The 19,175-nt window shown below is 60.5% G+C and carries 20 protein-coding genes and 2 pseudogenes; 13 read left to right on the top strand and 9 right to left on the bottom strand.

Going from position 1 to position 19,175, the window contains the following annotated elements:
* Positions 1-164 precede the first annotated feature (164 nt).
* The 7 genes from NF876_RS02125 to NF876_RS02155 all read right to left on the bottom strand — a co-directional run bounded on the left by NF876_RS02125 (position 165) and on the right by NF876_RS02155 (position 6,507).
* Positions 165-1,067, bottom strand: coding sequence for a cupin domain-containing protein (locus tag NF876_RS02125; protein WP_210806830.1), 903 nt, complete (start codon positions 1,065-1,067; stop codon positions 165-167).
* Between the two features lie 75 nt (positions 1,068-1,142).
* Complete coding sequence (locus tag NF876_RS02130; RefSeq protein ID WP_210806828.1) at positions 1,143-2,039, bottom strand: branched-chain amino acid ABC transporter permease; 897 nt, start codon at positions 2,037-2,039, stop codon at positions 1,143-1,145.
* The gene (locus NF876_RS02135; protein WP_210806826.1) at positions 2,032-2,805 is read right to left on the bottom strand and encodes an ABC transporter ATP-binding protein; all 774 of its coding nucleotides are present in this window, start codon (positions 2,803-2,805) and stop codon (positions 2,032-2,034) included. The genes NF876_RS02130 and NF876_RS02135 overlap by 8 nt, the downstream gene beginning before the upstream one ends.
* A gap of 2 nt (positions 2,806-2,807) precedes the next feature.
* Positions 2,808-3,800, bottom strand: coding sequence for a branched-chain amino acid ABC transporter permease (locus NF876_RS02140; protein WP_210806824.1), 993 nt, complete (start codon positions 3,798-3,800; stop codon positions 2,808-2,810).
* The gene (locus NF876_RS02145) at positions 3,772-4,506 is read right to left on the bottom strand and encodes an ABC transporter ATP-binding protein (RefSeq protein ID WP_262266466.1); all 735 of its coding nucleotides are present in this window, start codon (positions 4,504-4,506) and stop codon (positions 3,772-3,774) included. Before NF876_RS02145 ends, NF876_RS02140 begins: the two co-directional genes overlap by 29 nt.
* Positions 4,503-5,636: an ABC transporter substrate-binding protein gene (locus NF876_RS02150; protein ID WP_210806821.1), complete on the bottom strand. Its 1,134-nt coding sequence runs from the start codon at positions 5,634-5,636 to the stop codon at positions 4,503-4,505. The genes NF876_RS02145 and NF876_RS02150 overlap by 4 nt, the downstream gene beginning before the upstream one ends.
* Before the next feature lie 58 nt (positions 5,637-5,694).
* Positions 5,695-6,507: an IclR family transcriptional regulator gene (locus NF876_RS02155; protein ID WP_210806819.1), complete on the bottom strand. Its 813-nt coding sequence runs from the start codon at positions 6,505-6,507 to the stop codon at positions 5,695-5,697.
* A gap of 159 nt (positions 6,508-6,666) precedes the next feature.
* On the opposite strand from NF876_RS02155, the gene NF876_RS02160 reads away from it, so the two are divergent.
* The 6 genes and pseudogenes from NF876_RS02160 to NF876_RS43350 all read left to right on the top strand — a co-directional run.
* Positions 6,667-7,455: an HpcH/HpaI aldolase family protein gene (locus NF876_RS02160; RefSeq protein WP_210806817.1), complete on the top strand. Its 789-nt coding sequence runs from the start codon at positions 6,667-6,669 to the stop codon at positions 7,453-7,455.
* 36 nt (positions 7,456-7,491) lie between these two features.
* A complete protein-coding gene (locus NF876_RS02165) occupies positions 7,492-8,436 on the top strand; it encodes a DUF6282 family protein (RefSeq protein WP_210806815.1) in 945 nt (314 codons plus the stop codon).
* Between the two features lie 101 nt (positions 8,437-8,537).
* Positions 8,538-9,470, top strand: coding sequence for a 3,5-dioxohexanoate:acetyl-CoA acetone transferase (gene kce, locus NF876_RS02170; RefSeq protein ID WP_210806813.1), 933 nt, complete (start codon positions 8,538-8,540; stop codon positions 9,468-9,470).
* Between the two features lie 53 nt (positions 9,471-9,523).
* Positions 9,524-10,234: an NAD(P)H-dependent oxidoreductase gene (locus NF876_RS02175; RefSeq protein ID WP_210806811.1), complete on the top strand. Its 711-nt coding sequence runs from the start codon at positions 9,524-9,526 to the stop codon at positions 10,232-10,234.
* Positions 10,235-10,435: 201 nt separating this feature from the next.
* Positions 10,436-11,185: an SDR family NAD(P)-dependent oxidoreductase gene (locus tag NF876_RS02180; protein ID WP_210806809.1), complete on the top strand. Its 750-nt coding sequence runs from the start codon at positions 10,436-10,438 to the stop codon at positions 11,183-11,185.
* Positions 11,186-11,518: 333 nt separating this feature from the next.
* Positions 11,519-11,668: pseudogene (locus NF876_RS43350) on the top strand (DDE-type integrase/transposase/recombinase); the annotation flags it as partial.
* 690 nt (positions 11,669-12,358) lie between these two features.
* Here NF876_RS43350 and NF876_RS02185 read toward each other — a convergent pair.
* Positions 12,359-13,351, bottom strand: a pseudogene (locus NF876_RS02185) (IS481 family transposase).
* A 141-nt stretch (positions 13,352-13,492) separates the two neighbouring features.
* Here NF876_RS02185 and NF876_RS02190 point away from each other — a divergent pair.
* From NF876_RS02190 to hutG, 6 genes are all read left to right on the top strand, one after another.
* Entirely contained in the window at positions 13,493-13,723 is a 231-nt protein-coding gene (locus tag NF876_RS02190; RefSeq protein ID WP_210806807.1) for an isocitrate/isopropylmalate family dehydrogenase, read from the top strand.
* A 446-nt stretch (positions 13,724-14,169) separates the two neighbouring features.
* Positions 14,170-14,898 carry an IclR family transcriptional regulator gene (locus NF876_RS02195; RefSeq protein WP_210806805.1) on the top strand — a complete coding sequence of 243 codons (729 nt, stop codon included), beginning with the start codon at positions 14,170-14,172 and terminating at the stop codon, positions 14,896-14,898.
* Positions 14,899-14,922: 24 nt separating this feature from the next.
* The gene (locus NF876_RS02200; RefSeq protein ID WP_210806803.1) at positions 14,923-15,666 is read left to right on the top strand and encodes a glutamine ABC transporter substrate-binding protein; all 744 of its coding nucleotides are present in this window, start codon (positions 14,923-14,925) and stop codon (positions 15,664-15,666) included.
* A gap of 29 nt (positions 15,667-15,695) precedes the next feature.
* Positions 15,696-16,364 (top strand): amino acid ABC transporter permease, encoded by a 669-nt coding sequence (locus NF876_RS02205; RefSeq protein WP_114948035.1) that lies wholly within the window; start codon positions 15,696-15,698, stop codon positions 16,362-16,364.
* A complete protein-coding gene (locus NF876_RS02210) occupies positions 16,361-17,128 on the top strand; it encodes an amino acid ABC transporter ATP-binding protein (protein WP_210806801.1) in 768 nt (255 codons plus the stop codon). Before NF876_RS02205 ends, NF876_RS02210 begins: the two co-directional genes overlap by 4 nt.
* A 6-nt stretch (positions 17,129-17,134) precedes the next feature.
* Positions 17,135-18,103 carry a formimidoylglutamase gene (gene hutG / locus NF876_RS02215; RefSeq protein WP_210806799.1) on the top strand — a complete coding sequence of 323 codons (969 nt, stop codon included), beginning with the start codon at positions 17,135-17,137 and terminating at the stop codon, positions 18,101-18,103.
* Here hutG and NF876_RS43355 read toward each other — a convergent pair.
* Positions 18,100-18,510 (bottom strand): hypothetical protein, encoded by a 411-nt coding sequence (locus tag NF876_RS43355; RefSeq protein ID WP_373696615.1) that lies wholly within the window; start codon positions 18,508-18,510, stop codon positions 18,100-18,102. The genes hutG and NF876_RS43355 overlap by 4 nt on opposite strands.
* Positions 18,511-18,770: 260 nt before the next feature.
* On the opposite strand from NF876_RS43355, the gene NF876_RS02225 reads away from it, so the two are divergent.
* The gene (locus NF876_RS02225; RefSeq protein ID WP_262267366.1) at positions 18,771-19,160 is read left to right on the top strand and encodes a hypothetical protein; all 390 of its coding nucleotides are present in this window, start codon (positions 18,771-18,773) and stop codon (positions 19,158-19,160) included.
* The last annotated feature ends 15 nt before the right edge of the window (positions 19,161-19,175 follow it).

The following is a 19,175-nucleotide window of genomic DNA, read 5'->3' on the forward strand; positions in this document are numbered from 1 at the left end:
AAAACATCAGGGCCAGCGGTCGTGAAATGCCGCGCTAAAAGGCCGGAGACATGACCGCACCCGCCCCGCTAGGCCCAAGCATCATCAATAAGCACATTGCCAAACGGGCGCCATCCAGACATGACAATGCCAGGGCAGCCTAGTCCGGCCACCCTGCAGACAGATCATGGCATCGGGTAATCATCGGCATTCAGGACCCATCCGGGCTTCAGGGAAAAATCCATGCGCGGGGGCGAGAAAATATCGACGAGCTGATTGATGCCCGGGTCCATGCCGCGGGTGGTATGGATCGCTGGCGGAGGAATGACGGCCACGGACGGCGTGCCGCAGAACTCGTGCTCGTCCTGGCGCCACATCTTCATGTTGGGAGTCCAGGGCCATCTCATGTGGTGAATGAACGAACCCTGCATGGCCAGAGAGTATTGCTCGAACTCGTCATGGTAGTGAGGCGAGAGCTTGGTGATGTCCCGTGGCCCGATCTGAGGCGCGAGATAGTTCACCATGAAGGTGGTGCAGCGCCAGATCCGACCGAAGCGTCCGGGCTCCTCGGGTACGTCGAGGCTGTAGGTTCTGATGCGATAGCCGTCCGACGGCACGGGCCAAGGTTGGAACTCAGGCATGTTCTCATGCCTTGTCTCATGGGCCGAGGCGTTTGGGCACTTCGCCGCGAGATCCTGCGATTGCGTGGTGAAGAGGCGGACCACGCGCCCCTTTTCATGGATGGCGAGGGTGCTGTCGCCCGGCGGGATGAAGGTAACCGAGTAGCCGTCGACGGTCTTGGTTTCCCCGCCCGCCGTGATCGTTGCCGTGATGCTGGGATCCGGCAGGATCAGCACCCATTCGTCCAATTGATCCTTCCGGTCGAAGCGAGCACCTGCCTCCACCTCCGAATAGGCCACGATGCCGTTCTGACCGCGGACCAGCCAGGTTCGTCCCCAGGAGCCGCTCTCTTGCGGCTGCGTCTCATAGAAACGGCTGTAATCGGCTGGCGAGTACTCGGTCCAGACCGGACCGGCCGCAGCAGGCACGCTCGCGAGTGCGGCGCGTGGATCGGATTTGTCGTACATGGTTCACATCTCCATGGGAAAACCTGCGCGGGCCGACACCATTGCGGCCTGCGACATCATGATGTCGGCATCGGATCAAGCCGCTTTCCTGAGACTTTTCAGGCCTGCGAAGATCCCGCTCGGGAAGAAGAGCAGCACCACCAGCAGGGTCGACAGCGCGGCCACGTTCTTCAAGCCTGCACCGAACAGCACGATGGCGATGGCCTGCAGCACGCCGAGCAGGATGCCGCCCGCAAGCGCGCCCGCAGCACTGCCGAAGCCCCCGATAATGGCGGCGATGAAGCCGCTCACGCCGAAGGGCGTGCCCACATTGAAGGCGGTCACCTGGGTTGGCGTGACCAGGATGCCCGCCACGGCTCCAAGGGCAGCGCTCAAGGCGAACGAAACGAGCAGCATGCGTGATACCGGGATGCCAAGGAGAGCTGCGGCTTCGCGGTTTTGGGAACAGGCCCGCAGGGCGCGCCCAGTCCGGGTGCGGGTGAAGAACAGCCAAAGCAGCGTCACCATCAGAGCGCCGCCGCCCAGGATCCAGAACAGCTGGTATCCGACTGCCACGTCACCGAGCTTCAACGGCCCCCCAGAGGTGAACTCATCATAGCTGCGCGGCTGGTCGCCGAGGGTCAGGATGGTAATGCGCTCGATCATGATCTGCGTCGCGAGCGTCGCCAGCACGATGGCGAACAGGGCCGCGCCCCGGTTCCACATGGGACGCACGACGAGGATCTCAATCAGAATGCCGATGCCGGCCGTGATCGGGATCGCCAGCAATGCGGCCAGGTAGATCGGCAGGCCGAGGCGTGTCAGCAGGGCGTGGCAGATCATGCCGCCCAGCATCACGAAAACGCCCTGGGCGAAGTTCACGATGCCGCTGGCGTTGTAGATGACGCAAAAGCCGATGCCGATGAGGCCGTAGATCAGGCCGACGCCGACGCCGTTGACGAGACTTTGAATGATTTGGGTGGCATCAGACATTGGCGTACTCCGTTCCACCAAGATAGGCGGCGATCACATCGGGGTGGGACCGGATCTCGTCCGGAGTGCCTTCGGCGATCTTCCGGCCGAAGTCGAGAACGACTATGCGCTGGGCGACTTTCATGATGAGGCCCATATCGTGCTCGATCAGCACGACCGTAATGCCACGGGCATGCACAGCGCGGATCACTTCGGCGAGCGCTTCGGTCTCTTGAACGTTGAGACCTGCGGCCGGCTCGTCGAGGAGCATCAGGCGCGGCTTGGCGGCCAACGCCCGGGCGACTTCGAGAAGCCGCTGCTGGCCGTAAGGCAGCTGATCGGCAGGAACGTCATGCCGGTCGCCCAGGCCCACGAAGGCGAGGATGTTGCGCGTTTCCTGCGCGATCTCGCGCTCCTGCTCGCGCATCCACCTCGGATGAAACAAGGCTGAACCGATGCCGCCCTTGGTCACCCGGTGGAAACCGACCTGCACGTTCTCGGCGACCGTGAGATCCTTGAAGAGCTGCACGAGCTGATAGGTTCGGATGAGACCGCGTCCCGCCACTTCATCCTGAGGGAGGCTGCTGATCTGCTGCCCGTCGAAGTGGATGGAGCCGGAGGTCGGTGAGAAGGTACCGGAAACCATGTTGAACAGCGTGGTCTTTCCGGCGCCGTTCGGACCGATCACTGCGAACAGCGTGCCTTCCGGGACCTCGATGCTGATCGAGTCGTTGGCGACCAGACCGCCGAAGCGCTTAGTGACATTGCGGATGGAAAGAAGAGACATGCCTACTTCCTCCCCCATCCCGTACGATCTTGCACGAGAGCGGCCAAGCCTGTCAGGCCTTTGGGCAGAAAGATGAGGATGGCGATCAGGATGGCGCAGTAGAAGACGTCCTGAAGCTCTTTCAGGCCGCGCAGGGCCTCGGGGAGCAGAGAAACGATCACGGCGCCGATCACCGGCCCCCAGGCGCTTCCGATGCCGCCGAGATAAAGCATCGTAAAGCTCAACACGACCATGTTCGTGCCGAACACCTCAGGGCTGATGAAGCCCACGAAATGGGCGAACAGCGATCCCGCCACCGAAGCATAAAGAGCCGCGACCACGAAGGCCGCGAGCTTGTAGCGCGATACCTTGATCCCGAGAGCGCTTGCCGCCTGCTCGCTGCCCGCGATGGCCCTCAGAGCCCGGCCGAAACGGGAATGACGCAGGCGGCTGGAGATCCACACGCCCAGGAGCAGAATAGCCGCGAGAGCAATGAGCTGCGTCTTCTCGGTCGTGAGCTCATAACCGAAGATGCCGATGGGCGGAATGCCCGAATAGCCCATGTAGCCCTGCGTCAGGCTCGTCCATTCCACGGCGATTTCGTACACGATCAGGCCGAGGGCGAAGGTCGCCATGGCGAGATAATGCCCGCGCAGGCGCAGGGTGGGATAGCCCACCACCAGCGCCACGACGCCGGATAGGATCATCGCCAGGAAGAGAGCGACGATGGGTTCGAAACCATACGTTGCCGTGAGAATGGCGGAGGAGTATCCGCCCAAGGCCGCGAAGGCGTTCTGACCGAAGGATGCCTGGCCCGTATAGCCCATGAAGAAGTTCAGGCCGGTCACGAAGATCCCGTAAATGGCCGCGAAGCCGAAAACCGTGACGAGATAGCCGCTGAACCCGAATGCGATGAGGATAGCAGCGACCGCGACGATGACGGGCATCGCCAGGCCGAAGCTGCCGCGAATGCGCGGAGGCGCTTGCTCAGTGGAGGTAATAGCGGGCGAGGTCATGGTGCGATTGAATCTCGTGAGCTGGAAGTTCCGCAACGATCTCACCGAGCGAGATCACGTAGACGCGCTTAGCCAGTTTGAGCGCGAGAGGCGCTTTCTGCTCGACAAGCAGAATGCCGAGCCCGCGCCGGTTGAGCTCACCGAGAGTTTCGATGATCTCGGCGGCGACGCGGGGCGCAAGGCCGAGCGATGGCTCGTCGAGCATGAGGAGCTTCGGGTCGGCCATCAGGGCCCGCCCGATGGCGAGCATCTGCTGCTCGCCGCCGGAAAGGGAGGACGCCACCTGATTGGTTCTCTCCCGCAGGCGCGGGAAAAGCCCGAACACCGTATCCAGACGCTGCTCCGCGTCACGCGCGGATCCGGTCAGGGTGTAGCCGCCCAAGATCAAGTTCTCCATGACGGACATCTGCCCGAAGAGACCTCGCCCTTCCTGCACCATGATGATGCCGAGGCGAGCCAGGGCATGAGTAGGCAGGGCGCTGATGTCCTGACCCTTGAAAAGAACCTGTCCCTTGGATGCAGTCAGCTTGGTGAGAGCCCGGAGCAGGGTGGATTTCCCTGCTCCGTTGGGCCCGAGGATCGTGACGAGCTCGCCCTCTTTGACGTGAAGATTGGTAGGTTTGAGTGCGTGAACACGGCCATAGTGAGCGGAGATGTCACGCACATCGAGCAGAGCCCGATCCGGCGCCATGGCGAGACCGCTCACCTGGCCGCCAGCTTCTTGTCGCGGACGACACCGATGCGGAAGGGATTCTCGGTGATGCCGTTATGCTGCTCGGGCGAGAAGTTGAACGACGCGAATGCCCCCTGGAAGCCGGAGATCTTCTCAAAGGCGTCGCGGATCGCGGTGCCGTCCGTGGACTTGGCCGTCTCGACCGCTTTCGCGATGAGCATCATCGAATCCCAGGCACGGCCCGCGGCGTTGGCGTCGCGGTTGCCGTGCTTCTCGCGCCAGATCTTGAGGAAGTCTTCCGTCGCCTGACGGGCAGGACCTTCGGGAATGGATTCCGGAATCTGCACGCCGGGCGCGACGAACATGAAGCGATCACCCAGAATTTCGCCGGCCTGCGTGAAGGTCTCACCGTCGTCCAGGCTTGCCATCAGAAGCATCTTGTCGAGGCCGAGCTGCTTGATGTTCTTGGCCACCGTGACGGTCGATCCGCCCTGCCCCATCTTGATGATCGCACCAGCGCCTGCGCCGTTGATCTTGCCGATCTGAACGCTGAGATCCGCATCGTTGGTGTTGTAGGTCTCGACGGCGACCACCTCGAGGCCGAAGTCTTTCGCCATCTTCACGCCGAGGTCCTTCGTAAGAAGAGCGTAAGGCGTGGGATCGTGCAGGATGCCGACCTTGCGGATTTCGGTCTTGTCCTTGAGGTACTGATAGCGCGATTCCACCTCGAACCGGGGCGGCGGCAGCACGCTGAAGGCCCACTTCTGCTCTTCGGGTCGGTTGGGCAGGATCGAGCACAGCACCATGGGGACCTTGGCCCGGACCACGGAGCCCGCTGCCGCGGAATTGCCTGCGGAGACGCAGCCACTGTCGAAGACTTGCACCTCGTCGTTGGACATCATCTTGCGATATCCGACCACCGCCTCCTGGGGCTCCGAGCGATTGTCCTCGACGACCACTTCGACCTTCTTGCCGAGAAGTCCCCCTTTGGCGTTGAGCATCTCGGCGGCCAGCAGAAGGCTGTCGCGCCACGCGCGGTCATTCACCGCTGCATAGCCCGTCAGTCCTACGGACGAGCCGATCTTGAACGTATCTTGCGCCGACGCTGTCAATGGCAGGGCCGAGAGCAGGAGTGAGGCCGTCAAAAGGCCGAGACGGTTCATAGGTGTTTCCTCTCTGTTTCGTTGTTCAGAACAACGTTCTATTTTCTCTACGATGCCGTTACGACTTGGGCATGTCAACCGGCAGAATATCGCCTTCGACGAAACCAAGGGCCGCTGAGATCTTTCGTCCCGCCTCGACGATGCGTTCCGTCTGTTCACGGGTCGGCTCCTCCTCGATGAACTGAATGGAGTCGACGATGCTGACAGTGCCGATGAGCACCCCGCCTGCGCTGAAGATGGGAGCCGCCAAGGCGTTGAGCCCGATGACCACTTCGTTGGCCGCGACCGCCCACCCCTGCCGCCGCACCTTCTCGATTTCCTTGCGCAGGACGGCGTGACTGACGATGGTCTTGGGCGTCAGAAGCTCGAGGCGCGACCGAAACACAGATGCGCGCAGGCTCTCGTCCCCGAAAGCAAGAGCGACCTTGCCTTGAGCCGAGCCATGGAATGAAAGCAAGGATCCACGTTTCACGCCGATCTCAATCGGCGATTTTCCCGGTAGGGTCGCCAATACGCGAACCCCCTCAGGCTCCACCTGGGATACGACCGAGAAATTTCCGAGCGTATCCCGCAATTCGCGGAGGGTGCTTGCCGCCACGCTCGTGAGGTCGAATGTGTCCCCGGCCAAGCGGCCAAGCGCTGCGAGCCTTGCTCCTACCTGATAACGCTCCGTATCGGAGGATTGCAGGATATAGCCCTCCTGCGTCAGGGTCCTCAAATGGCGGTAGATCCGGCTCTTCGTAGTTCCGAGAGCCTGGGCAAGGGCGGTGACGCCCATGGGTCTTCCCTCCTCCGCCAACCGCTCCAGGATCCGCAATGTCAGGACGACGGCTTGAACCCCGTCGCCCGCCTCACCCACAATTCGTGGCATCGTCTTATTCCCAAGAAGTTCTACGTGATCCGCCCACGCTGTCACGAAAGGCGGCAGGCTCAACAGATCGGCCGACGCTTGACTGACAAGCCCAACGGTGCGAACGTTTATCGAAACCACGTTCTGCCTAACGAAACACCATAGGGAGACGCCGCCCCCATGTCAACGCCACAGGATCGCCCTGCCGCCGCTGCCTTCCGGCGGCGTCTCTCGTCGGGCGAACGCCTCATCGGCACCTTCGTGAAAACCCCGACCACTCACACCACCGAAATCCTCGGCGATCTCGGTTTTGACTTTGTGGTCATCGACGAGGAGCACGCACCGTTCGATCGTGTCACCATCGACATGCTGCTCCTTGCCGCTCGCGCCAGCGGCACGGCTGGAATCGTCCGGGTCGCGGAACCTACCCCCTCGCGTCTTCTTTCCGTTCTCGATGATGGGGCCGCCGGTGTGCTTGTTCCCCACGTGTCGTCGGTCCAGAAGGCCCAGGAGATCGCAGCCGCATGCCGGTATCGCGGGGGCAAACGGGGCTTCTCCAATTCACCCCGTGCCGGCCGCTACGGCGGCAGGGGCATCTGGCAGCATGTGGACGCGGCCGATGCCGAGGTAACGGTGATCGCCATGATCGAGGATCCGGAAGCCCTCGACGACATCGAGGCGATCGCTTCTGTCGATGGGATTCACGGGCTCTTCATCGGGCGCGGGGATCTGACGGTAGCCCTCGGCGCACCAGCGATGGATTCCCTCGAGATTCTCGATGTAGTCAGGCGCATCTGCGCTGCCGGCAGGAAGGCGGGAAAGCCCATCTGCATGATGGCGGCCAATGCGGCGGAAGCCGCCACGTTCGCGGAATATGGAGCCACGAGCTTCATCATCTCATCTGATCAAGGCTTGATGCGCCAGGCTGCCAGCCAAGTTCTGGCCGAGTTCGCCGCCACCAAGGCTTGAACCGAAGCAGTCCATAATAAGTAGAGGATTTTCATCATGGATTCGGCAACAGCTCAGAAGACGGTTGAACAAAGGATCGACGACCTGCTCGTTGGAGCCATTGACCCGCACGTTCATAGCGGGCCTTCCATCGCCGCCCGCAGCGTCGATCATCTCGAACTCGCGCGCGATGCTTCGGCTGCGGGCTTTGCCGCGATCGTCACGAAGGATCACGACTATTCCGGCGTAATGACGGCAGCGCTGATCAGCAAACATTATCCGGAACTCACCACCAAGGTCTATTCCGGCATCGCGCTCAACAACGTGGTGGGCGGCCTCAATGCCTATGCCGTCGAGCACACGGCCGCCATGGGCGGCAAGATCGTCTGGCTGCCGACGCTTGCGGCGGAAAACCACTTCGAGTGGGAAAAGACCTCAGGCTGGGTGCACCCGGCATCGACACAGAAAATCCGTCCGGCACGCGCCATTCCCGTGTTGGACGCGAACAAAGCCGTGCGCGACGACGTGAAGGAAATCCTCGATGTGATTGCCAAGACCGACCTCGCACTCGCAAGCGGCCATGTCCATGCCAGAGAAACCTGGATCATCTTCGAGGAAGCGAAGAAGCGGGGCGTAAAGCGCATGATCTTCACCCATCCCGAGGATATCGTCGGCGCGTCACTCGAGGATGTGCGCGGCATTGCCGCTATGGGTGCTGCCGTCGAGCACTCTCTCTGCATGTTCTTGGAAGGCAACAAGTTCCAGACAAGCGCGCCGGAAGATCTGAAGAAGCATATCGATGCGGCGGGCGTCGACAGCACGATTCTGTGCTCCGATCTCGGCCAGATCGGCAACATCCATCCCATTGAGGGCATTCGCCGGGGAATCAAGCTTTGCATGGAACTTGGATATTCCGACGGCGACATCCGCAAGATGGTGTCACTCAACGCGGCACGCACGCTGGGCCTTGAAGCCAGCCTTCCCGCATCCGTCAGTCGCTGAGGGTCGCAGCACACCCTTGCTCAGCGAAGGCAACTGCTACCTCTGCCAAGATGATAAAAGCGGCCAGTCGGCATTTGCTCGGGAAGAAAGACACCTATCTCATGGCAAAGCCCCGCAAGGTTATCATCACCTGTGCCGTCACCGGCTCCATCCATACCCCATCCATGTCGCCGCACCTTCCGGTGACGGCGGAGGAGATTGCGGAAGCGGCCATCGGCGCAGCCGAGGCTGGCGCAGCCATCGTTCATCTCCATGCTCGAGATCCGATGACCGGAAAGCCGGATCAGTCCCCGGAAGGATTCGAGCCTTTTCTGAAGGTCATCAAGCAGCGCTCGAACTGTGTCATTAACATTACCACGGGCGGCGCGCCGACTATGAGCGTGGAGGAGCGGCTTCGTCCGGCTGCCACGTTCAAGCCGGAGGTTGCCTCCCTCAATATGGGCTCCATGAATTTCGGCCTCTACCCGATGCTAAACCGCTTCAAGGAGTTCAAGCATGATTGGGAGCGCCCCTACCTCGAAGACTCCAAGGACCGGATCTTCAAAAATACCTTTCTCGATATCGAACATATCCTGACTACTGGTTCCGATAACGGCACGCGCTTCGAGGTGGAATGCTATGATATTGGTCATCTCTATACCCTCGCGCACTTTGTGGACCGGGGATTGGTGAAGCCGCCCTTCTTCGTGCAAAGCGTCTTCGGCATCCTCGGGGGCATCGGCGCCCATCCTGAGGATGTGATGCACATGAAGCGCACGGCGGACCGATTGTTCGGAGATGCCTATCGTTGGTCAGTCCTGGCTGCCGGACGCAACCAGATGCCGCTCATCACCATGGCCGCCACCATAGGCGGCAATGTTCGCGTGGGACTGGAGGATTCCCTCTGGGCTGGACCAGGCCAACTCGCAGAATCCAATGCTCAGCAGGTTCGTATGGCCCGTACCATCATTGAGGGCTTGGGCCTCGAGATCGCGACACCCGATGAGGTGCGCGACATTCTCGAATTGAAGGGTGGCGACCGCGTTGCCTTTTAGGATACCGGCCGCCCTCACTCGCAGCACCCTGGCGCTGCAGAAAGCCCGATGCCATGCATGCTCTGATCGTCTATGCCCATCCCGAGCCCGCCTCCTTCACGGGAGCCTTGAAGGACAGAGCCGTTGAGGCGCTCATTCGCGCGGGCCACACGGTAGAAGTGTCGGATCTTTATGCTGAACGCTTTGATCCCGTGGCCGGTCGGCACGACTTCACGTCCGTGGTCAATCCAGAGCGGTTTCATTATCAGTCCGAACAGGAGCACGCGGCACGCAATGGCACTTTCGCGCCGGAGATCCGGCGTGAACAGGAGCGCGTGAGCATGGCCGACCTGCTGGTGCTGCAGTTTCCTCTATGGTGGGGCGGCACACCCGCCATTCTGAAAGGGTGGATCGACCGGGTACTCGCCTACGGCTTCGCCTACGTAGATGGCACCCGCTTCGATACTGGCCTCTTCAAAGGCCGTCGGGCCTTGTTCTCGGTGACCACTGGGGGCACACCGCAACGTTTCACGAAAGAGGGCGTGTACGGCGAGATCGGAACCGTCCTCTACCCGGTCGAACGATTGCTGCTGCAATATATGGGCTTCGAGGTTCTGCCGCCGTTCGTCGCTTATGCGGCTCCGCGTGTCAGCGATGGCGAGCGTCAGGCCTATCTTGACAACTGGGAAGCCACGGTCCTCAAGGCCGCGGCCATTCCAGTGAGTCACGAAAAGGTCAATTTTTCGGCCGCTGTTGGATCCGGAGCTTGGGGGACGCAGAGATAGAGCCGGAGATCAGGCAGCGCTCAGATCGTCGCCTTTTCTAAACTGCCAAGATTGATGCAACAGAGCCCTCTGAGCTGTCTATCGGTGCTTGAGCGGTGAGACTTAACTTTCGGCTTTACGCTTGCGGCGCTTAGAATGTTGCTCGATCGAATATGATCCCACGAGAGGTCGAGTTCATCGTTTTCGACAGGAACCTCGTTCATGAATGCATCGTCTTCTCTAAGCTCGAAGGCCGCGCTGGTGGTGGGTGGATCACGCGGCATCGGCGCTGCTGTTGCTCGGAGGCTTGCCTCCATGGGAGCGCAGGTTGCCGTAACTTACAAAACTCGTCGGGACGCGGCGGATGACGTCGTAGCCGAAATTACGAAAGCTGGAGGAAAAGCTGCCGCGTTCGAAGCTGACGTTGCACAGAGCTCTGCGATAGATAGCCTCTTACGGGCCGTCTCCACTCAATTCGGCGGCATTGATATTCTGGTCAACAGTGCGGGCATCGCTCCTTACCGACCGCTTGGCTCGATGGATGCGGCTTTCGTTCGGGAGATCATGGACGCCAATGTGGTTGGGACGGTTCTGCTGACGCAGGCGGTCGTTCCCTTCATGACTTCGCCGGGGGGTCGCATCGTGCACTTCTCGTCACGTCTTGCTACCAGCCCGATCCCGACCAGTTCGGTCTACGCTGCATCAAAAGCGGCGGTATCGGCCTTGGTCCATGCCTTCAGCAAAGAGCTCGGACCAAAAGGTATCACAATTAACGCGGTGGCGCCCGGCGTCATCGAAACCGATATGACCGCAGCGATCATTCAGGAGCGGGGTGAGGCTATCCGCTCCACAACCCCTCTGGGACGAATCGGACTACCAGACGATATCTCGGGCATCGTCGCCTTCCTAGCCGCTCCAGATTCAGGCTGGATCACCGGTCGCACGATCCTGGCTGATGGGGGCCTCAGCTGAGGCTCTGGCGCGACTGCTCTCAGCAAGGCCGATGCCTTCGAGCACAACTGCGAGCGCAACGACATGGTAATCGCTGAAGAGCTCATCCAGATTGAGAGTCGAGAGGACGGCGCAAAAACTCGGAACGAGGTTACGGAATCAGTTTCCGCGATCTTGCCGAAATGATCCAGGAGCGCGGCGTGGAGGCCAACCAGAGCGCGATCTTTCGCTGTGTTCAGCAGTATCCCCTTGAGATCGTGAAGAGGGTGCACCAGCATCAAGGGGTATCGATCCGGTTCGTGGCGCGTGGATGAGACCTCTGTGCGCGTCGGCGGCCGCTGAAAATATCTCTCCCGCGCGGTCGACAAGCACGGGCAACTGAACGACTTCATGTTGGCAGACTGCCGGAAGACCCGAGCGGTTTATCGCTTCCCGCGCAAGGCATCAGACACGATGAGCGACCACCCGCCTACATCCCTCACGACCGACAAGCTTGCTTCTTAACCGAAACTGATCTGGCTCCTGCAGAACGAAGGGCTGCTGCCGAAAGAGGTCGTACATCGGACATCGAAAATACCTAAACAGCATCATGGCGCGCACAAGTGCGCGATCCGGCCGAAACCCGGCTTCCGAGGATGAAAACTGCTTCTGTGACCCCTATGGACTTTGACGTCATGCGGATGGTCCGTCGGGACCACTGCATTCTGTCGCAGCTAGGACCGACAGGTGGGGTCCGTTTCGTTGAGCAGTTGTCCGGTATTACAGCCAGAACCACCTGTTCGCCTGCGTTCACAGTGTCATATCCAAGCTACTGCAACAATGCCGAAATTCGTGGGCTCGGATCTACTCGTTGGCAAGGAGATAGGTGAAGCAAATACCGATCACTGCCAAAAGCGAAAATATCAGTCGAAGTTTCTCATCCGCTTGAGGATGTCCCCTGTTCATGTCCGCACAGGCATGCGGGGCTATGTCGAACCAGGCCACATTTACATTATAGGCCCACCGAGAAAATAGCCGTGCCCGGTCTTCGAGGGATTCATGACTATTATCTCGACTGTTCATGTCAGTATCTCTCAGCCACTACTGGCACATGGTTACGGTCACAATATAGCTCTACAAGACTGTAGGCTATACTTCGGTCGAAGTAATCTAGCGCGATCCGCCTCTACATTGGCGTCGCTCTTTAGTCGAATATTAGATGTTCAGTCCCGGCATTTGATGGACCGGATCAAGTTTGAAGCGTTTGGGTTCCTTGAGCCAGGTTTTGCAGATGAACTCGTAGGGTGTGAGGCCCTTCAGAGTCTTGAGCCTTCGAGCGAAGTTGTAGGCGTTCACGAAGTCAGCCAGATGCTGCCGGAGTTGGTCATGGCTGTCGTAGTAATAGCGCTTGACCGTCGCGTCTTTGAGGGTGCGGTTCATCCGCTCAACCTGCCCATTGGTCCAGGGATGTCTCGGCTTGGTCAGGCGATGGTCCACATCGTTCTGGGCACACGCATACTCAAACGCATGGGCCCGGAAGAGCTCGCCGCGTTTCATCGCTTTCTTAATCAGCGGGACTGCAGAAGCCGTGTTACTGGGCGTGGTGAAGTGAATGCCATGGTCGGTCAGCACCGTGTGCACCTTGTACGGCACGGCCGTGATCAGCGCGCGCAGGAAGTCGCCGGCGATCCCGGTCGTCACCTTCTCGTGCAGCTCCACGAAGGCAAACTTGCTGGTGCGATCAATCGCGACCAGCAGATAGAGCCTTCCCTCCTCAGTGCGCACTTCAGCGATGTCGATATGGAAATAGCCGATGGGGTAGGCCTTGAACCTCTTCTTGGCGGGCTTGTCGCCGGTCACCTCGGGCAGGCGGCTGATGCCATGCCGCTGCAGGCAACGATGGAGCGATGAGCGCGTCAGGTGCGGGATTGTGGCTTGCAGGGCGTAGAGACAGTCATCCAGCGGCAGCAGGGTATGCCGGCGGAAGGCGACGACGATCGCCTCTTCCTGGACCGAGAGCACCGTGGAATGCGGTGCTCTCGGCCCCGTCGGGCGATCTGCGGTGGTGTCCCGCTTCCTTTATTTGGCGACGGTCTTGGGGTTGATGCCATGGCGCTCGGCCAGGGCCCTCAAGCTCGCTTGACTATTTTGTATTGCTCGACGGATCGCCTCTGTCGTCGTGGCGCTCCCATGGAGAACTTGGCCCATAGCGCGTCCCTCCATCCTGAGGATAATATCGCACCATCAAACCCCGGGATCAAACATCTAGCTGTGGGACTGCGAGCAATCCCATTGCTCAATGCAAGCTATTAGAGGCTGGTGAGCAATTTTACTGCTTGATCTAAGTAGTTGGTTCAACATTGGTTTGGAGCTGAGCCAGCCCATGGCTCTGCGTCGGACATCGCCGGCAGAGGGGTCGCCAGCTCGGTCGGACAAATTTGGGCAGGGGCTATGATGCTCGAGCATCTGGGTCATCCTGATGCGGAATTGGCCATCGCTAAGGCCATCGAGCGGGGACTCTCAGATGAGAGCCTGAGGACGGCTGATTTTGAGGAAGCGCTAACACTGTCACGTGCGTAAGTGCCTAGCAGATGAGATTTCCACGCGAGTTGATTAGCGCCCAGCTTTCTTCCAAGGCGCGAAGTTTCAACATCATGAGTGTCGAGTTCCCCTAGCAGCGCAAATCCGGAATGCCTGCATTGGGTCACGCACTGCCGATCCCCTGACCTCCAGGAACCTCCGGTGTTCCTCGCGAGAGCAGACTTTGGGTCTACTTCCGAGAGGTGCCAACAAGCGACATTTCGATGTGTTCCCACTCCTCGATCATGAGCGATCACAACGGCGGCCTACCGCGATGCCGCACGGTCTTCGTTGAAGAGGGATATCGTTGGCATTGCGACGTCCCTATTAAAACCTGTAGGCGATCCAGGTAACTGCTGAGTTGCCGCCATACTACGAACTGACAGGCTTGTTTTTCTCAAGATTTGATAATAGTAATCCCGTTTAGTGAGAATTTGAGGAACCGGATGTCGGGTGCGGAACGGGTTTTGGATGTGCTAGCAACGGTTGCGACCGCGAAGGAGCCTTTGTCCGCAAAGCGGGTTAGTGAACTTGCCGGCATTCCGCTGTCGAGTGCCTACCGGCATCTCACCTCTCTCAAAGAGAGCGGCTTCATCGTCGACCTCGGGCGCGATATTGGATACGGCCCGGGCCCGGTCTGCATGCGGATCGCGCAGAATTTTGATCGGACTTCGCATGTTCTGGCCTTGGCATTGCCCGAGATGCAGCGCCTGTCCCTGCGCACGCAGGAGAGCGTCGGCCTGATGAAGGCGCTGGGCACAGACGTCTATTGCGTCGAGATGATCGAGAGTCCGCTGTCCCTGCGGTGTTCGTACAGCAAAGGACGCTCGCAGCCCCTAAGCCGCGGCGCTTCGGCGAAGGCTTTGCTGGCCTTCTTGCCTCAATCAGTGCAGGACGAAGTCTGCGACCGGCTTCTCGGCGGGAACCCTGACGAACGCTCGGCCCTCCTCCGCGAGTTGAAGGCGATCCGCGCGAACGGCTATGCGGAGAGTGAAGGCGAGGTCGATCCCGGCGTCTGGGGCGCAAGCGCGCCGATTTTTTCGCCGGGCGAACGCCTCGAAGGCAGCATCAGCCTCATGATCCCGAGCACGCGCGTCGCCAATCGGCGCGATGAACTCGTGCAACAAACCATCGAGGCGGCGAAAGCCATCTCGCTGTGTCTCCACCAAGTCTAAACGTCAACAACAGAGGGGTACCACATGACGTTACTTCGTAAGCTCGCTCTCGGCCTAGTCGGAGCACTGGCCTGTGTGAGCGTCGCGCAGGCTCAGACACCTGACACGCTGCGCGTCGCGACCGATGCGACCTTTATGCCGTTCGAGTTCCAAAAGGACGGCAAGCTGACGGGCTTCGACATCGAACTCGTTGAGGCCCTGGCCGAGAAGATGGGCAAGAAGGTCGAATGGACCTCTATCGACTTCAAGGGCCTTATTCCCGGCATGCTCGCCAAGCGCTTCGACATGGCTGTGTCGGCCATTTACATCACCGATGAACGGAAAAAAGTCGTCGACTTCACAGACTCTTACTATCCGGGCGGTCTCGTGATGCTCGTTAAGAAGGACAACACCACGATCAAGGGGCCCGAGGATCTCGAGGGCAAGAAGGTGTCGGTCCAGGTCGGCACCAAGTCAGTCGCCTACCTGCAGGAGAGGTTCCCGAAGGTGGAGCGCGTCGAAGTCGAGAAGAACCAGGAGATGTTCAGCCTCGTCGAGATCGGTCGCGTCGATGCCGCCGTGACCGGCAAGCCCGCCGCGAAGCTCTTCGCGCAGAGCCGTCCGGGCGTGAAGGTGATCGACAAGCAGCTCACGGTCGAGGAGTACGGCATGGCCGTCCGCAAGGACCTGCCCGAACTGACGAAGGAGCTGAACGGCGCTCTCGCCAAGGTCAAGGCCGACGGCAGTTATGACAAGCTCGTCCAGAAATGGTTCGAGGCCGGCAATTGATCCCCTAATCACTAGCGAGTGTGTCCCGGATGACTTTAGATTTCACTCCCGTCTGGCAGGGCTGGCCCCAGCTGGTTCACGGCGCCGTCGTCACCATTGAGATAACGGCTGCGTCGCTCCTGCTCGGCTGCGTACTCGGCCTTCTCATCGGCATCGCGCGGCTCGATCCGAGCAAGAGGCTGGTCTATGGCCTTGCGACAGGCTACGTCACCTTCATCCGGGGCACGCCACTTCTGGTACAGCTGTTCCTGCTGTTCTTCGGCCTGCCGCAGTTCAACATCCTGTTGCCCGCCTTCGTCTGCGGTGTGCTGGGCCTCGGCATCTATTCGGGCGCCTATGTGTCGGAGATCGTCCGCGGTGCCATCCAGTCGATCGACCGCGGCCAGATGGAGGCCGCGCGCTCTCTCGGCATGTCCTACCGCGAAGCGATGCGCATCATTATCCTACCGCAGGCGGTGGTTCGCATGATCCCGCCGCTCGGCAACGAGTTCATCGCGCTCATCAAAAACTCCGCGCTCGTCTCGCTTTTGACCATCGCTGACCTCATGCACGAGGGGCAGAAGATCATTTCGGTCTCATACCGCTCCCTCGAGGTCTATTTGGCCATCGCTTTCGTCTACCTGATCCTCACCAGCCTGACTGGCCTTCTGCTGCGCCATATGGAAACGCGCCTTCGCGCCGGGGGAGTCGTGCAATGAGCACTACCGCAAATCCTATCGTGGCGGTGCGCGGCATCGGAAAGAGCTTCGGCTCACACCGAGTCCTGAATGATGTCGCCCTGTCAGTTCAGCCGTCGCAGGTCGTCGTCATCATCGGTCCATCCGGCTCGGGCAAGAGTACACTCCTGCGCTGCTGCAATGCGCTCGAGGTGCCCGAGGAAGGGTCGATTACGATCTGCGGAACGGATCTGGTCAAGAACGGCCAGCTCATCCCCGATCGCGAGCTCAATGCCCTGCGCATGCAGGTCGGAATGGTATTCCAGTCCTTCAATCTGTTTCCGCACTTGACGGTCCTGGAGAATGTCACTGTCGGACCTCGTCAGCTGCGCAAAATTTCGAAGGCCCAGGCCGACGCGCAGGCGCATGAACTTCTCGCCAAGGTCGGTCTTGCCCAAAAGGCAGCCGCCTATCCGTCAACGCTCTCAGGCGGCCAGAAGCAACGGGTGGCGATCGCCCGTGCACTCGCCATGCAGCCGCGTGTCATGCTGTTCGACGAGCCGACCTCGGCTCTGGATCCCGAACTCGTGGGCGAGGTCCTGCAGGTGATGAAGGCGCTCGCGCGGGAGGGCATGACGATGATCGTGGTGACACACGAGATGGGCTTCGCCCGCGAGGTCGCCGACGTGGTCATGGTCATGGATGCCGGGCAAATCATCGAGGCCGGTCCGCCCGAGCAGGTTTTCAGCTCCCCGCAGAACCCGCGCACGGGTTCGTTCCTGCAGGCTGTCATCACGCGGAACTGATATCTCATGACATTCAAAGAATCTGCGGCGGCCCGAGTGGGTCTGCCGAGTGACCAGGGCGAGGTCGGGTCGGTCTTCCGCGTCGAGGATGTCATACGCCCGCTCACTTCCGACGTCCGGGGTGGATCCGCTCTCATCGGCTTTGCTAGCGACGAAGGCGTGCGCCGCAACTTCGGCCGTGTCGGAGCGGCCCAAGGGCCTGCCGCCATCCGTCGCATGCTGGAACGGCTGCCGGTGCATCATCCCGTCGAGATCTTTGAGGCAGGAGATGTCGCTTGCACGGATGGAGACCTTTCAAGTGCACAGGAGCGTCTCGCCGACGCTGTTGCCACGCTGCTCGACCGCGATATGCGCCCCGTTGTTCTCGGCGGTGGGCACGAGGTCGCCTATGGCAGCTTTCTCGGCCTGGCGAAACATCTGAGCGACCGGCTTGCCACGACAAGGATCCTTGTGATCAATCTCGATGCGCATCTCGACCTGCGTCTCGCGCCCGTTCCTAACTCGGGCACACCGTTCCGCCAGATCGCCGAGTTCTGCTCGGCGCATGGCACCGCGTTCAATTATCTCTGTTTCGGCATCAGCGAGCTTTCCAACACCACGGCGCTATTTGATCGGGCCCGCCAGCTTGGTGTCGAGTACCGGCTCGACGAAGAGATGCGGCAAAGCGAAAGCCCAGACCTTCGTGCAGGGCTGGCGCAGAGATTGATCGCAGCGGACAAAGTCTACCTGTCGATCGATCTTGATGTGCTGCCCGCGGCAGTTGCCCCTGGAGTATCGGCTCCAGCGGCGAGAGGCGTGGCGCTTGAGATCATCGAGGACCTAATCGACGACGTCATATCCTCCGGCAAGCTCGCGCTCGCCGACATTGCCGAATTGAACCCGGTCCTCGACCGGGACGACCAGACGGCGCGCGTTGCGGCCCGGCTAGCCTATCGGCTTCTTCTGGGTCACGGGCGGCGAGGCATCGTTCGCTAGGCGGAGAGCGCGACGGCTTTAAGGATCCGCAAGGAGACCATTGGGCCTTTGTAGGCAGGATCGTGCCGTGACGCTGGATGCGCTCGGATTATGAGAAGGTCGTCTCCCAGAGGCGGCCTTTTTGTTTCTCGGGCAAGGGAGGAGCCGTTCAACGTCCGATCAGGGTGTGCGCCGTGACAAGGCGGCGCTTTCCCGTGGGTGCAAGTCCCACCCGGCAAATGCTCCAGCCGGAAGCAACCGGAGCAGTCATGCCGTTGCTCATCCGGCTTGCGCCCGCGTGGCTTGCTCACCAGCCCCGGCGCGCCCTCGGCCGCAAACTGCTGGCAGATGTCCAAGACCCCGGTTGGCGACAGCCCAACCTGGGCCGCAATCGCCCGGTAGGTCAGCCCGCGCTCCCGGAGCCCAATGACTTGCCGCCGGCAGCTTGCGCATGTCCACGTGCTTCATGCTGATGAAGCTGGAGCCATCCATGACCCTTTCAAGACAATGAGGGCCGGCTCAATGACACAGCGAGTTATAGAGACGGCTTGGATGATCTTGAACTGTGCCCGAGGCTGGCTGGGCCATACGATCCTATCCACGACCGCTGGTATTTCAACTGCACCCAAGCAGGTTCAATAACAGGGAGACAGTAGTGGATGGCTCAATGAATTGGGTGGAACAGCTCATGAGGCCTGCCCCGGCGGCCGAGCGGGCGAAACTGATAGCGCAGATCCCCGAGCTGGGGGCTGACGGTTTTTCCTCTGAGGAGATCGGAGAGCGCCTCGGCCAGAACGTGTGCCGGATCATCCGCCTGGTCCGTCAGAGAGAGATCAAGCTGGCCGGCCGCGGCGGTATGCGCCGCGTGACGATACCTATGCCGGCACGGCACATGATGGTGGTGGACGTTCTTGCTCGAGAAGCTGCTGTGAACCGTGGGGTCATGCTCGCCCGGCTGGCTATCCTCTCACTGGACGGCAGCGCTGCAGGATCTCGCCGCCTGCTGGGCAAGGATGCCAAGCCCAAGCGAACGTACCGGCCGCGGAGGAGGAATGGATCTCTTGCGGGCCCCAAGTGATGAGGCATGAAACAC

The organism is Microvirga yunnanensis (assembly GCF_025460875.1).

Bases quoted from the DNA above. Each gene is read 5' to 3' on its own strand.
- NF876_RS02195 (WP_210806805.1), top strand. From the start codon at position 14,170: ATGTCGGGTGCGGAACGGGTTTTGGATGTGCTAGCAACGGTTGCGACC.
- NF876_RS02205 (WP_114948035.1), top strand. From the start codon at position 15,696: ATGACTTTAGATTTCACTCCCGTCTGGCAGGGCTGGCCCCAGCTGGTT.
- NF876_RS02225 (WP_262267366.1), top strand. From the start codon at position 18,771: ATGAGGCCTGCCCCGGCGGCCGAGCGGGCGAAACTGATAGCGCAGATC.
- hutG (WP_210806799.1), top strand. From the start codon at position 17,135: ATGACATTCAAAGAATCTGCGGCGGCCCGAGTGGGTCTGCCGAGTGAC.
- NF876_RS02210 (WP_210806801.1), top strand. From the start codon at position 16,361: ATGAGCACTACCGCAAATCCTATCGTGGCGGTGCGCGGCATCGGAAAG.
- NF876_RS02175 (WP_210806811.1), top strand. From the start codon at position 9,524: ATGCATGCTCTGATCGTCTATGCCCATCCCGAGCCCGCCTCCTTCACG.
- NF876_RS02160 (WP_210806817.1), top strand. From the start codon at position 6,667: ATGTCAACGCCACAGGATCGCCCTGCCGCCGCTGCCTTCCGGCGGCGT.
- NF876_RS02140 (WP_210806824.1), bottom strand. From the start codon at position 3,800: ATGACCTCGCCCGCTATTACCTCCACTGAGCAAGCGCCTCCGCGCATT.
- NF876_RS02150 (WP_210806821.1), bottom strand. From the start codon at position 5,636: ATGAACCGTCTCGGCCTTTTGACGGCCTCACTCCTGCTCTCGGCCCTG.
- kce (WP_210806813.1), top strand. From the start codon at position 8,538: ATGGCAAAGCCCCGCAAGGTTATCATCACCTGTGCCGTCACCGGCTCC.
- NF876_RS02130 (WP_210806828.1), bottom strand. From the start codon at position 2,039: ATGTCTGATGCCACCCAAATCATTCAAAGTCTCGTCAACGGCGTCGGC.
- NF876_RS02165 (WP_210806815.1), top strand. From the start codon at position 7,492: ATGGATTCGGCAACAGCTCAGAAGACGGTTGAACAAAGGATCGACGAC.
- NF876_RS02200 (WP_210806803.1), top strand. From the start codon at position 14,923: ATGACGTTACTTCGTAAGCTCGCTCTCGGCCTAGTCGGAGCACTGGCC.
- NF876_RS02155 (WP_210806819.1), bottom strand. From the start codon at position 6,507: ATGCCACGAATTGTGGGTGAGGCGGGCGACGGGGTTCAAGCCGTCGTC.
- NF876_RS02135 (WP_210806826.1), bottom strand. From the start codon at position 2,805: ATGTCTCTTCTTTCCATCCGCAATGTCACTAAGCGCTTCGGCGGTCTG.
- NF876_RS02125 (WP_210806830.1), bottom strand. From the start codon at position 1,067: ATGTACGACAAATCCGATCCACGCGCCGCACTCGCGAGCGTGCCTGCT.
- NF876_RS02180 (WP_210806809.1), top strand. From the start codon at position 10,436: ATGAATGCATCGTCTTCTCTAAGCTCGAAGGCCGCGCTGGTGGTGGGT.